At 38.1% G+C, this 13,987-nt stretch carries 11 protein-coding genes and 2 riboswitches; of the genes, 5 read left to right on the top strand and 6 right to left on the bottom strand.

Annotation, left to right across the window (positions count from 1 at the left end; all coding sequences use genetic code 11):
* Positions 1-115: 115 nt before the first annotated feature.
* Positions 116-817: a CoA transferase subunit A gene (locus AC2SLP_RS01495; protein WP_486534863.1), complete on the bottom strand. Its 702-nt coding sequence runs from the start codon at positions 815-817 to the stop codon at positions 116-118.
* Between the two features lie 454 nt (positions 818-1,271).
* Between AC2SLP_RS01495 and metG the strand changes: the two genes are divergently transcribed.
* The 5 genes from metG to AC2SLP_RS01470 all read left to right on the top strand — a co-directional run bounded on the left by metG (position 1,272) and on the right by AC2SLP_RS01470 (position 8,285).
* Entirely contained in the window at positions 1,272-3,371 is a 2,100-nt protein-coding gene (gene metG, locus AC2SLP_RS01490) for a methionine--tRNA ligase (RefSeq protein ID WP_486534862.1), read from the top strand.
* A 412-nt stretch (positions 3,372-3,783) separates the two neighbouring features.
* Entirely contained in the window at positions 3,784-4,773 is a 990-nt protein-coding gene (locus AC2SLP_RS01485) for an ABC transporter substrate-binding protein (protein ID WP_486534861.1), read from the top strand.
* Between the two features lie 160 nt (positions 4,774-4,933).
* Positions 4,934-5,941: an ABC transporter substrate-binding protein gene (locus tag AC2SLP_RS01480; protein WP_486534860.1), complete on the top strand. Its 1,008-nt coding sequence runs from the start codon at positions 4,934-4,936 to the stop codon at positions 5,939-5,941.
* A 572-nt stretch (positions 5,942-6,513) separates the two neighbouring features.
* Entirely contained in the window at positions 6,514-7,410 is an 897-nt protein-coding gene (locus AC2SLP_RS01475) for an ABC transporter permease (RefSeq protein WP_486534859.1), read from the top strand.
* Between the two features lie 80 nt (positions 7,411-7,490).
* Positions 7,491-8,285, top strand: coding sequence for an ABC transporter ATP-binding protein (locus tag AC2SLP_RS01470; RefSeq protein ID WP_486534858.1), 795 nt, complete (start codon positions 7,491-7,493; stop codon positions 8,283-8,285).
* 108 nt (positions 8,286-8,393) lie between these two features.
* Here the strand turns inward: AC2SLP_RS01470 and AC2SLP_RS01465 are convergent, their stop codons facing one another.
* From AC2SLP_RS01465 to AC2SLP_RS01445, 5 genes are all read right to left on the bottom strand, one after another.
* A complete protein-coding gene (locus AC2SLP_RS01465) occupies positions 8,394-8,924 on the bottom strand; it encodes a septum formation family protein (protein WP_486534857.1) in 531 nt (176 codons plus the stop codon).
* A gap of 33 nt (positions 8,925-8,957) precedes the next feature.
* Entirely contained in the window at positions 8,958-10,202 is a 1,245-nt protein-coding gene (locus AC2SLP_RS01460; RefSeq protein ID WP_486534856.1) for a vWA domain-containing protein, read from the bottom strand.
* 206 nt (positions 10,203-10,408) lie between these two features.
* Positions 10,409-11,275, bottom strand: a complete 867-nt coding sequence (locus AC2SLP_RS01455; protein ID WP_486534855.1) for an AAA family ATPase — start codon at positions 11,273-11,275, stop codon at positions 10,409-10,411.
* 462 nt (positions 11,276-11,737) lie between these two features.
* A complete protein-coding gene (locus AC2SLP_RS01450; protein ID WP_486534854.1) occupies positions 11,738-12,559 on the bottom strand; it encodes a DMT family transporter in 822 nt (273 codons plus the stop codon).
* Positions 12,560-12,864: 305 nt separating this feature from the next.
* A complete protein-coding gene (locus tag AC2SLP_RS01445; RefSeq protein WP_486534853.1) occupies positions 12,865-13,185 on the bottom strand; it encodes a YcgL domain-containing protein in 321 nt (106 codons plus the stop codon).
* Positions 13,186-13,466: 281 nt separating this feature from the next.
* A riboswitch (glycine riboswitch) is annotated at positions 13,467-13,593 on the top strand.
* A gap of 161 nt (positions 13,594-13,754) precedes the next feature.
* Positions 13,755-13,952, top strand: a riboswitch (glycine riboswitch).
* Positions 13,953-13,987 lie beyond the last annotated feature (35 nt).

The raw sequence follows: 13,987 nt of genomic DNA, 5'->3' as shown, positions 1-13,987 counted from the left end.
AAAACTACTAATTTATAAAAAACTACTTTGATATCTACGCGATTCATATACTAATAATTTAGTGCTGTATTTTATCCAATGCTACTGTATATTTAGCGCTACTGTTTATTCAGTACTACGCTTTAACAGTCACTTTCTCAATACGCTTCTCAGGATGAGCATTAAGTACTAATCTTTGCACAAATATTCCTGGTAGATGAATCTCATCTGGATCAAGCTCACCAATATCGACGATTTCTTCAACCTCAGCAATAGTATACTTGCCAGCCATTGCACAATCTGGATTGAAATTACGGGCTGTTTTATTAAAAATCAAATTACCCGATTTATCTGCCTTTTGTGCTTTAACCAATGCCACATCAGCAGTCAGTGAATGTTCAAGGACATAAGTCCGCCCATCAAATTCTCTAACTTCTTTACCTTCAGCAATTTGTGTACCCACTCCAGTAGCGGTATAAAAAGCTGGGATGCCTGCTCCTCCTGAACGCAGCTTCTCAGCCAACGTCCCTTGAGGTGTCAGCTCCACCTCAAGCTCTCCACCAAGATACTGACGTTCAAACTCTTTGTTCTCTCCCACATAAGATGAGATCATTTTTTTGATTTGACGAGTTTGTAGCAGTAGCCCTAAACCAAAATCATCTACACCTGCGTTATTACTAATGCAAGTTAGTTCTTTTACACCACTGTCTCGTAATGCCAAAATCAAAGCTTCTGGAATACCACATAATCCAAACCCTCCAATGGCTAAAGTCTGATGGTCTTTAATAACATCTTTTAGCGCTGATTCTGCAGTATCATACACTTTTGATTGACCCATTATTCTCTCCTTGTTTGAATCAATATTCAATTAATAGGAATAAGTTAACTTTATAGCCGATGACTACATAAAAGTTTAATCCTATGAGATACCAACTATAGTACGACTCATCATAAAAGTACATCTGTAAACTGCATTAATATATGGTTAAAATCTGCTTGACCCTTAAGTTTTATCTGCTTGATCCTTAAGTTTTAATAGTATTTGACATAACCATCATCAACAATTCAAAGAGCGCTTTAAACGGTACGCATGCTCGTCCCCTTTACTCTATAACTTTATTCAAAACCTAAAATTTTTAAAAAACCCAATTCAAACACTCTATCCTGCTCAATAAGCAATAAGCCCTTTTTAAACAGGGTTTATTCACATTTTTATGCCATATGAGTTATCATAGGCGCACATAGAATATTTTAATTACTTTTAAAAACTAATAAATTAAATAGGTGATTTTGTGCGTCAAATTTTAGTTACCAGTGCCTTACCTTATGCAAATGGACCTATTCATTTAGGTCATTTAGTTGAATATATTCAAACTGATGTCTGGGTACGCGCGATGAAGGCTCAGGGTCACCAAGTTACGTATGTTTGTGCCGACGATGCGCATGGCACTGCCATTATGTTAAAAGCAGAATCAAATGACATCACACCAGAAGAGCTCATTGCAGATGTCAAAGCTTCGCATGAAGCTGATTTTAGTAAATTTCTGATTAATTTTGATAATTATCACACCACGCATTCAGAAGAAAACCGTGAGTTTTCTGAGCTTATTTATCGTCGTTTAAATGCAGAAGGTCATATATCGACTCAAGATGTTGAACAGCTTTTTGACCCCGAAAGAAAGATATTTTTAGCAGATCGGTTTGTAAAAGGCGAATGCCCTGAATGCGCCGCTCAGGATCAATACGGCGATAATTGTGAAGTTTGCGGTACAACCTATAACGCTACTGAACTAAAAGACCCATACTCAACGCTGTCAGGCTCAGCGCCTATTTTAAAAACTTCAAAACACTATTTCTTCAACTTACCAGAATTTGAAAGTTTCTTACGCCAGTGGACTAAAGATGATGAACGTTTACAACCTTCGGTGTCTAACAAGCTTCAAGAATGGTTCGAAGCGGGTCTAGCCAACTGGGATATTTCTCGAGATGCGCCATATTTTGGTTTTAAAATACCTGATACGCCTGCTGATGAGCCCGATAAGTATTTTTACGTCTGGCTTGACGCACCCGTAGGTTACATGGCCAGTTTCAAAAACCTATGTGACAAACGAAACGATGCTAATGACCCGCAGCTACCTAAACTTAACTTTGATGATTATTGGTTAGAAGAAAATCAGCATAAAACAGAGCTTTATCACTTTATTGGTAAAGATATAGTATATTTCCATGCCTTATTCTGGCCGGCGATGCTTTCAGGTGCTCAGTTCCGTACGCCCACTGGCGTTTTTGCGCACGGGTTTTTGATGGTTAATGGCGACAAAATGAGCAAATCACGCGGTACATTTATTCAAGCAGAAACGTTTGCAAAACACCTTCATCCCGAATATTTAAGATATTATTTTGCAAGCAAACTTAGCGACAAAGTAGAAGATATTAACCTTGATTTTACAGACTTTATGCAAAAGGTTAATTCAGATATGGTCGGCAAAGTCGTTAACATTGCCAGTCGTAGTGCCGGTTTTATTGTTAAAAAATACGATGGCATGTTATCAGAAAGCTGCGCTGAGCCTGAGTTAGTTAACGGTATTATCCGAACAGGTGAAGACATTGCAGCAGCTTATGAAAACCGTGAGTTTAGTCGTGCCATGCGCCTTATAATGCAGTGCGCTGACAAAGCCAATGAATATATAGATAGCAAAAAACCTTGGGCAATGGCTAAAGAAGACGGCAAGGAGCAAGAAGTACAAGAGGTTTGTTCGGTTGCTATTAATATCTTCCGCCAATTAATGGTGTATTTAGCCCCTGTACTGCCTGAGCTAACACAAAACGCCAAAACATTTTTGAACATCGATGATTTAAGCTTTGCAAGTCGTCATGAGCTGCTTTTAACTCATAAGATCAATAAATTCAAACCCTTGATGCAGCGTATTGAGCAATCCCAAATTGATGCTATGGTGGAAGAATCCAAACAGGACTTAGCGGCGATAGCGCCAGTTGTTAAGTCAGGTGCTAACCAAACTGATTCTGCTAAATCTGATTCTGCTAAATCAATGGATGGGACAAATCAAATTGAATTCGATGATTTTACTAAAGTTGAAATGACGGTTGCTAAAGTGCTTGAATGCAATTATGTTGAGGGCGCTGATAAACTGCTTCAGTTTACTTTAGATATTGGTAAAGGTGCGCCTATCAATGTATTTAGTGGTATTCGTAAATTCTATGAGCCTGATCAGCTTAGAGATAAAAAAGTCATCTGCGTTACTAATCTAGCACCGCGGAAAATGAAATTTGGGGTTTCTGAGGGTATGATTTTATCTTCTGGAGATCCTAAAACTGAGTTGGTCGTTATAACGCTACCTGACGCGTGCCAAGTGGGTGATAAATTGGCTTAAATTTTGTGAATCTCTAAGTTTATAATTCAAACTTAGTTAATAGTAGGTTTTCAGCCCAAGTACGTCTTAATTTAAATTCATCTTAATTGTATGGTTTGTTTAATCTGATATTAGAGCTACTGTATATACAGTAGCTCTATTTAGTTATGGCGTTTATTAAAGGGGTTTTATTATCAAAACTTTAATTTAAATCTCAATTGTATAAAAAGTTATGTTACATTATCGTAATATAAGCTTACATATCCTATTTATGACTTGAGTGATAAGAACTATGTTAATGACTACTTTCTTACCATCTATCTTTCAATCGAAACCTATTCTTTCATCAATACATTGTAGTAAACCTAATACTCATAAACTTAATTGCAATAAACCTAAATCTATTAAATCTAGCTATTTAGTCGCTGGATTAATGGCATTTGGATTAGGGATAACCGGTTGTGACAATACTATCCAAGTAGATGACACCACAGAAGATACGAAGCTCGAAACCAAAACAGTCGCTATCACCCAAATTGTTGAGCACCCCTCATTAGATGAAATACGCCGGGGTATTATTGAAGAGCTTGCTGCAAATAATTATGTTGAAAATGATAACTTAAACATTAACTTTCAAACTGCTCAAGGTAACACAGCAACAGCAGGACAAATTGCTAAACAATTCGTAGGCGATAGACCTGACGTTATTGTAGCAATATCAACTCCTTCTGCTCAAAGCATTGTGGCTTCAACCTCTGATATACCCGTCATCTACACCGCCATATCAGACCCCCTTGCTGCTAAATTAATAGATGAGAATAATGACCCCATTCAGTCCAATGTTACAGGGCTATCAAGCCAGTTACCTATTGATCCACCACTAGATTTAATCCAAAAAATCGTACCAGATGCTAAGACTATAGGTTACGTATATAGCCCGGGAGAAGCCAATTCGGTTGCTGTATTAAAACAGCTACAAGAAGCTGCTCCTGCACGGGGTTTAGAAATCTTGGATGTGACGGCTAACCGCCCGACTGACGTAGCTATGGCAGCTCGTAGCTTACAGGGTCGAGCTGATGTGATCTATACCTCACTTGATAACAACGTGATATCCGCCTTTGAAAGCCTGGCGGGCGCTGCAAATGAAATGAAAATTCCAGTCATCACTTCGGATGAATTTAGTGTTCGACGTGGTGCTACAGCGGCTCTAGGTGTTAATGACTATGACTTTGGACGTGTGACTGGCAAAATGGTCTACCGCGTACTAAATGGTGAGGCCATCACAGATATTGAGCCTTCAATAATGAATACATTAACTTTATATGCCAGTCCAAAACATGCAAAACAGCAGGGTGTTACTTTAGACGAGTCTATTATGAAAGATGCCAACAATGTTGATGAAACAAAATCTACCATTCCATAGCATTCTACAATAAGTCCAGTATAAACAATCCAGTTAAAAAACTTTAGGGAATGACGCGCATACTACAGCTTTGACTACAGCGTTTATTACATAAGCAAAACTTTTAATAATAGTTAATTTAAAATTATTATTGAGTATTTTTATTTAGGAGAGAAAATCGATGTATAACCCAAACCGTTTTATAAAATCATTCATGTGGGCAGGTGTTGCAACCGCAATATTAACAGGTTGTAATGAACAGGCTACCGATACGAGTACTGCTGAAGACGCCGTAGATGTTAAAGAAGTAGCGATTACCGCCATCGTTGAACATCCTGCATTAGACGATGTTCGTAAAGGAGTTATTGAAGAGCTTGCAGAACAAGGCTTTAAAGAAGGTGAGAATTTAAATATTAATTTTCAAAGCGCTCAAGGTAATACCGCAACAGCTGGACAGATAGCCAAACAGTTTGTTGGAGATAACCCAGACGTTATCGTCGCAATTGCAACCCCCTCTGCACAATCAGTTGCTGCTGCAACGACGTCTATCCCATTAGTATTCTCTGCCGTCACCGATCCGGTTGAAGCTAAGCTATTGGATAGTACAGAAGGTTCTGGTACAAATGTGACTGGCTCATCAGATGCCCTGCCTTATGCTCCACAGATTGAGCTTATGAATCAATTGATACCTGATCTTAAAAATGTTGGATATGTTTACAGCCCAGGTGAAGTTAATTCAACAATTGTACTAAAAAATCTTGAATCTCAACTTGAGCCTATGGGCATCACTGTTCATTCTGCACCTGCGCAAAAAAGCAATGACATTGCCATGGCTGCTCGTAGTATTGCAGATAAAGTCGATGTGATTTATACCTCTACCGATAATAACGTTGTTTCTGCTTATGAGTCATTATATCAAGTGGCGAATGAAAGTAAGGTGCCATTAGTTGCATCTGATACGAGTTCAGTAGAGCGTGGTGCAGTTGCCGCCCTTGGGGTGAACTACCACGATTTAGGACGTGAAACGGGTAAATTGGTCGCTCGTATATTAAATGGTGAAGAAGCAGGTAGCATTCCTGTATACACAGCTAGCTCACTTGACCTGTATGTTAGTCCTAAGCATGCTGAAGAACAAGGGATTACCATACCTCAAGAAGTTCTAGACAATGCCAAAGAAGTAATCGAATAAAGAATCCACAAGATTATTCGATAGCAACCCTCTATGTGCTATTGAAAGCGTTATAGATAACGTTATAGATAGATACTAATTCTTTTAATACATAAGTTTTAATTTCTTTAAAAGAGCACATGACGACTATCGTGTGCTCTTTTTATATTGTTTAATTTTAAAATAGTTTGCTAAAATACCCCCTATTTTAAATAGGCTTTAACTTGTTTTTTTGGGTACTATGAAGACAACATTTATATTGCATATATAGTCAGCGAAATACTAAACGGTTACGGTGTTAACCTCGCTCGCCCTACTATAGTAGTACTTGCATTCGGTTGTCTTGTTACTATTTTAGATTTCTTTAACTATACATAATGCTCACAGGTTTACTATAAGTGCAGATTGATTAATCTGTTAAATCCACTTTGGCTTACTGTCTGACATCGTACTATCGAAGTAGCTATTAATTAGAACTGTTTATAAAATAGAACTGTTTATAAATTAGATATAATTAGCAATAAGAAGTATCTTCTACTCATAGTATTTTATTCAGTCAGCTTGCTAAACACTAAGCGGTCTTTACCTCTCTTATGTCTCTCATTGCTTTTTTTGGTGCTCTTGAAAGTGGTCTAATATACGCGCTAGTAGCCTTAGGCGTTCTTCTCTCATTTCGTATTCTTGATTTTCCTGACTTAACCGCTGATGGTAGCTTTCCATTAGGTGGCGCTGTGGCTGGTATCTCTATTGTGTCGGGTATAGACCCATGGGTTGCCTGTGGACTAGGAATGCTAGCGGGTGCGGCTGCAGGTGTGGTCACGGCATGGCTTCATGTCAAACTTGGTATCTTACAATTATTAGCCAGTATTCTGGTAATGGTGGCTTTATACTCCGTAAATCTACGCATTATGGGCGCACCAAACTTACCGCTGCTTGGTGAAGAAACTGTATTTAGTACCTTAGTTACTAATGAAAATGGCTACTGGATGCGCTGCGTTATCGTTGGTGTTGTGGTTGTTATTGCAAAGCTAGTGCTTGATTGGTTTTTCAATACCGAGTCGGGTCTATCAATGCGCGCTACAGGTTCTAATTTAAAAATGGCTCAAGCGCAAGGAATTAATACCTCCGTCATGACTGTTGTAGGTATGGCTATCTCTAATGCGCTCATCGCGCTTGGCGGTGCTTTATTTGTACAAACTCAGGGCGGTGCTGATATCTCAATTGGTATTGGTACAATCGTCATTGGTTTGGCGGCTGTTATTATTGGCGAAACCATTATCCCTGCCAAACGTATATGGCTGATAACATTTGCCGTTATATTAGGCGCGGTTATTTACAAGCTGTTTATTCAAGTTGCGTTATCTAGTGACACATTACGCAGTATAGGGTTTGGCTCGCAAGATTTGAACTTGATTACCGCACTATTAGTCGTTATAGCACTACAACTGCCCTCTATTAAGTCAAAAATTATGTCTTCACGCCGTACTTAGTCCATATTTTGTATTTGTGCCATAAGATTTGTTGAAAGAATGATTTATTGAATTGGGCTGAGATAATAAGGATAACATTTATGATGCAAGCTAATGACCTACGATTAACATTCAATCGAGGTACGCCTATTGAAAACCCAGCCTTACGCGGTATAAGTTTGAATATCTCTGAAGGAGAGTTTGTTACCGTTATTGGTACGAATGGTGCAGGTAAATCAACATTTTTAAATGCAGTCAGTGGTACTACCCGCGTTGATAGCGGCTCTGTTCTATTAAATGGGATTGATGTGACAAAGAAATCTGCGCATCAGCGTGCGCACTGGGTAGCCCGTGTGTTTCAGGACCCTATGGCTGGCACGTGTGAAGCATTAACCATTGAAGAAAATCTAGCACTGGCTTATAAACGCGGTAGCAAACGTGGACTTAAATTTGCATTAAATAGTCAAAACCGCGATTTGTTTAAAGAGAAGTTATCAATACTAAAGCTTGGTTTGGAAAACCGCCTTAGTGATAGAATGGGATTGTTATCAGGCGGACAACGCCAAGCAGTAAGTCTACTGATGGCATCTTTACAACCATCAAAGATCTTACTGCTGGACGAGCATACCGCAGCGTTAGACCCTAAAACAGCCGCCTTCGTATTAGAGCTTACAGACAAAATTGTGACAGATAATAATCTAACTACTATGATGGTGACGCACTCTATGCAACAAGCACTTGCTCATGGTGACCGTACGATTATGTTGCATCAAGGCCAAGTCGTTTTGGATGTTGAAGGCGACAAACGCAAAGGCATGACGGTACATGATTTGTTAGATATGTTCGAGAAAACCCGTGGTGAAAAGGTAGAAGATGACAGCTTGATTTTAAGTTAAACTTGAGCGATTCGTGTTATGGTATAAATCATATAACTTATAAGTAAAAAAGCATAAAGCCCATTTAATAAAATGGGCTTTATTTTTGATTGTTATTATCAATAAAGATTATTTCTTGATATGTCTTAGCGGCTGGGTAAGTTTTTTATCATATGGATCGTAGACATAGCATACCACCTCTCTATCACTCTCTTTCCAGCTTTCAGTGGTCGGTTTCAAATACGATAACTCATAATATGATTTGTAATATGGAACACCAATATAGGGCTCATAATGTTCAATACACTTTTCAGCCATACTTTCAAGCAGCGCTTGTGTCTCAGTATAGTCTTTAGTATCTGCTAAGTTGAAAGTATAAAATATCTCATTATCATGTGGTTTTAAACAAGATAAAATTGGAATACTGGTTACTGATATATTTTGGTTGCTTTCAACAATTACATTATTTTTGCTTGCGTCATCAAAGCACATGCCTGGCAGTAATTGATATATCTCTTCTTCTATAAATGCTGAGTTTGGCGCGCTGTTGTTATCACTATTGGTATCATTGCCATTACGAGTAATAAAATTATCACTACACCCCACACCTGTGAGCCCTAGCAGTCCTATTAACATGGAAGATATGAATAATTGTCGCATAAGTAAATAGCTATGTCATTTTATGATAAGCGATTATCTAGCTAAATATGAGGTCATGTCTTCAACGCCATGAAGCGTCATTGGATACATATGCCCGTCCATAATTTTTTTAATTTCGCCTATAGTGTGCGTATAGGGCCAGTAAGCTTGATCTTCAGGATTAAGCCAAGCGACTTTGTCGAAATGAGCAAGTAGTCTTTTTAGCCATACTGCGCCCGGTTCAGCATTCATATATTCGACACTGCCCCCTACCGAATATAGCTCATAAGGCGACATGGAGGCATCACCAACAAAAATAACGCGATATTCTCTCCCATACTTTTGTAATAGCTCCATTGTCGAGGTACGTTCGGCATGACGACGCTGGTTATTTTTCCACACATAATCGTACAAACAATTATGGAAATAAAAAAATTCAAGCGTCTTAAATTCGTTTTTGGCGGCAGAGAAGAGTCTTTCTAAGGCTTCGATGTGCATATCCATACTCCCCCCAATATCAAACAGCATCAAAACCTTTGCACGATTACGACGTTCAGGCTGCATATAGATATCGAGAATGCCTTTATTTGCCGTACGCTTGATGGTCTCATTGATATTGAGCTCATCTGCACTGCCTGTTCGTGCAAATTGTCGCAAATTGCGTAAGGCCAGTTGTAGCTGACGTGTGCCAAGCTGCTTATCATCATCCAAATCTTTGTATTTACGCTGCTCCCAAACTTTGACCGCACTACGTTTACGAGACTCGCCCCCTACTCTCACGCCTTCAGGATGGTCTCCATAGGCTCCAAATGGCGACGTGCCTCCGGTTCCAACCCACTTACTGCCACCTTGATGACGCTCTTTTTGTTCTTTTAGACGCTCATCTAACGCTTTCATAAGTTCTTCTAACGAACCGTATTTATTTAATAAGCGGCGCTGCTCTTCCGTTAAGTTTTTCGGATCAAGTTTAAGGTCAAGCCATTCTTGCGGAATGTCAGTTAGTTTTGACATCAATTCGTCTATATCAAGGCTATCAATACCTTCAAAGTAGTCAGCCATCGCTCGGTCAAACTTATCAAAATGTCGCTCGTCCTTGACCATGCATAATCTAATCAAACGGTACATGTCTTCACGGCTTGCAAAATACCAAAGATCTTTGTCTTCTGGATATAGCTTTGACAATTCAGGATGAGGCTGACGCATTAAACCTTTATCAAGCGCGGCATTAAGGTCTAATAACTCACGAGTACTCACCGGCACACCATAAGTACGTAAGGTATAAAAAAGTTTTACAAACATATTAACTTGACCTTTATTGCTTAAAACGTATGACAGGTTGCATACATTTTAAGTCCTATTCATCATGTGAGGTAATAGATAAGTCAGATATGACTAAGCCACTACTAACACCCACAACTACTAACATCCACCATTATTTATATCAACTACTAGCACTTAATATTATTAAGTATCGTCTCAGCGACTAACGTACTTACCCAACGTACTTATCGGCTCATCATATTTGCAAAACGCTGCAACAGCGTTATATCAGCTTCATTTTTGAGCAGTGCCCCATATAATGGCGGAATAGACTTCTCGCCGCGAAGGTTCTCTTCCAATTCATCTTGAGCCATGTCATCAGCTAATAAAAGCGTTAACCAATCAACTAGTTCTGACGTTGAAGGTGGTTTTTTGAGACCTTGCAGACCGCGTAACTTATAAAAGACATCTAATGCATCATTGATCAGTTTTTCTTGTATGTTAGGAAAATGAACCTCAACAATTTGACGCATCGTGCTTTCATCTGGAAAGTCAATGTAATGGAAGAAGCAGCGGCGTAAAAAGGCGTCTGGCAGCTCTTTTTCATTATTAGAAGTAATAATCACCACAGGTCGCTTATCGGCGGTTATGGTCTCGCCTGTTTCATAAACATAAAAAGACATCTTATCAAGCTCGTGTAGCAGATCATTTGGAAACTCTATATCCGCTTTGTCGATTTCATCAATCAATAGGACACAGCGCTTATCAGCAGTAAAAGCTTCCCACAATTTACCGGGTTTAATATAATTGCCAATATCATATACTTTATCGTCACCCAATTGAGAATCACGTAATCGTGATACGGCATCATACTCGTACAAACCCTGTTCAGCCTTCGTGGTTGATTTAATGTGCCATGTAATCAGTGGCATACCCAAGCTTTCGGCAACCTCTTCTGCTAATAGGGTTTTACCAGTCCCAGGCTCACCTTTAATCAATAATGGCTTTTGTAGGGTCATCGCGGCATTCACTGCCAATTGTAAATCTTCAGTAGCAATGTAGCTTTGCGTACTCGTAAATTGGTTTTGATTCGCATTATTAGATGGCGTCATAATTGATTTCTCACTAAAGTGGATGAAACGGATGTTAAGTAATAGATAAATTGATTGGTGTGTCTTATGGCGTTAATTTTTAAGTATTAAAAAAAATTAGGAGTGTTGACCAAAAACTTATATCGATAATATTTATTAGTAGTTATTTATGTAGTAGTTATTTAGGGTTTATAACTTCGAGGATTTGGTTTAGTTTGAACTTATGGCTCTATAAGTGACGATGGCATATATTCTGTTAGATGTAAGCACTTAAATTCAAATAAATCTAAAATGGTTACAAGGCAACCGAATGCAATTACTACTATAGTAAGCTTAAAGGTTAACACCGTAACCGATTAGTATTTAGCTGACTATATAACCAAATTTTAATGAGCGCTTGTAAATAAACACTTAACTCTGTTTTCAAATCACTATCATTATAGACCTTATTAACCCAACCCTTACTATCCCAACCCTTATATTCTAAACCTTGTTATCGTAACCCTTATTATCTTGGATATTATTAGGGTGAGCATTTGTGTCTGGGCTAGGCTTTACATGGTTATTTCGCGTAATCGAGCTATCTTGAACTATAGTAGAGGATGTATTAGGCGCAATATCGATGACTTGAGTATCAGGCTTAGGGTCGGTAGAGGGTTTATTATTAACCTCAAGTTTTACAGCTTCTTTATTAACTGGCTCTTTATTATCAGGCTCTTTATTAACAGGCTCTTTATTTAAATCTTCTTTTTTGATAGCTTTTTGATTGGCATCAGAATCGTAATCAATGTCATCCGCGTGAACCACGTTGGCGTAGTTTGCAGCAGCAAGTTGTACTTGATTTTGTTCTTGAATTACGGCGCGTGCTTCTGACTTGTCAGAGCTTCTATCAATAATACTTCTTATCACTTGCCAAATAAACCCAAGTACTAAGCCTGACGCAAATACCACCATTATAGGCAATAGATTTTGAATGGCCACATCAGGTTTGCCCATTATTATCCCGTACACCACACCAATACTAGCCGGTGCAATTTCAGCAGAATCACCAACAGCCGTACTAGGCGTTAGCAAAATCGCAAATATTGCAAGCCAGCTCATACCCCCTAAAGGTGCAGGCAGGACTTTAACGACAAACAGCCATAAAATTAATACTGCAATAGAGAAGCCAACATAAGCATACAAAGGCAGCATATCTGGCGCTACATCTGCAACCATCTGACTCCACCAAAATATGACAGAAGCCAAAGCATCACTGATATTTTCAAGTGGCAATTTAGAAAGTAAACTTTTCAACCAGTCCATGCAGTGCTCAACCTACTTTTTAAAGATAATATTTTTGAATGAAATAATTTAAGGTGTTCAAGCTTTACAAACGACTTAAATCTTTGGGTTGATATTCTACCATGAGTCGTAGAATTTTAAAGCAAACGATATGAGCCTGAACCAAATAAATAGACGAATGAATTAAATATTATAACTTTCAGTGTTACTACCCGTTTCCTCTATTTACTTTTAGCCTTATCAACTACCAGCCATATCAACTACCAGCCATGTAACTACTAATCTTATCAGCTACCAGACGAATCATAAACGATAAGCCGTATCAGTTAATCATAACGTTTATCTTGACCTTCTTTAAGACGTGCGTTAGCTTGAGCCAACAACACATCCGACGGCGGAGTTTGTACAAAATATCCTTGCGATTTTAACTTTTCAATGACTTCATCTTTATCAACTCTGGCAAGCTTTTTAGTGTCTTCTAAATCAAGATGCATTAAGAACTTCCCCTCACCTAAACTTTGACGTAACTCTTTGGGTAAGACACCCAACCAATCACGAATCTCATCGGTATCATCTGGATAGTCAGGTCGAGCAATATATACGTACATCTCTGTATGCTTAGGAAATTTATAAATATCACAATGCATTAATAATCACCTTCAATTATTATTTAATTAACTTTATTTTTAACAAAATTTTTAGCTAACAAATTGGTTAGCTAATTATTCCTATGATAACTGATTAGTCTGTAAACTCAATGTAACCTTATGTATTGATAATAATGATAGTGGCAAATAATATTGGCTAAATTAATTAATCTATAAGTAAAGTCTGATGAATATAAACCGCTGATTAAGCTGACTAAATAAACACTTACGTCATTTAAATATTCATCACTTGTAAAATTTGCCACTACCTTTCATAATAAGAGCGTTTCTCAGGAGAGCGCAGTAATATACATGTCGTTAGTTTTTGATAACTTCAACTATAGTAGACTGCCACCGAAGGCGTAAGCACCCTGCCAATCGCTCAGGTAAATGGACTGATTAACTCATTAAACGTTGTGTCGAATACTGGTAAAGATTATTTCTCAATTAGTAATAATTAGACTTTCGTATTCACTTTCGTTGATATTAAACACATATTAGATGGTTTTAACGCTTTAAATAGAAATAATTTAGATACTCGTTATAACCTGCTAATACCTATTAATATATATGACAAATCTGGAGAGTGGTACATAGTCTTAAATGATCCAACGTTATAGTTACGCGATTGTTTAGACATCTACCCACCGAAGGGGAAAAGGTGATTGTTAGCGCTAAACGATAGGAATTTTTCTATTTAGCGGTTCAACTTGGTGTTACATACACACTTCACCGAAAATCTCAGGTAACAGGACAGATGGGGCAAGTAAATTAAAGAGCACTTTTAATTCTATCAAAATGA

This window comes from Psychrobacter sp. CX21, from assembly GCF_057396255.1.
This window is presented reverse-complemented; position numbering and strand designations above follow the sequence as displayed.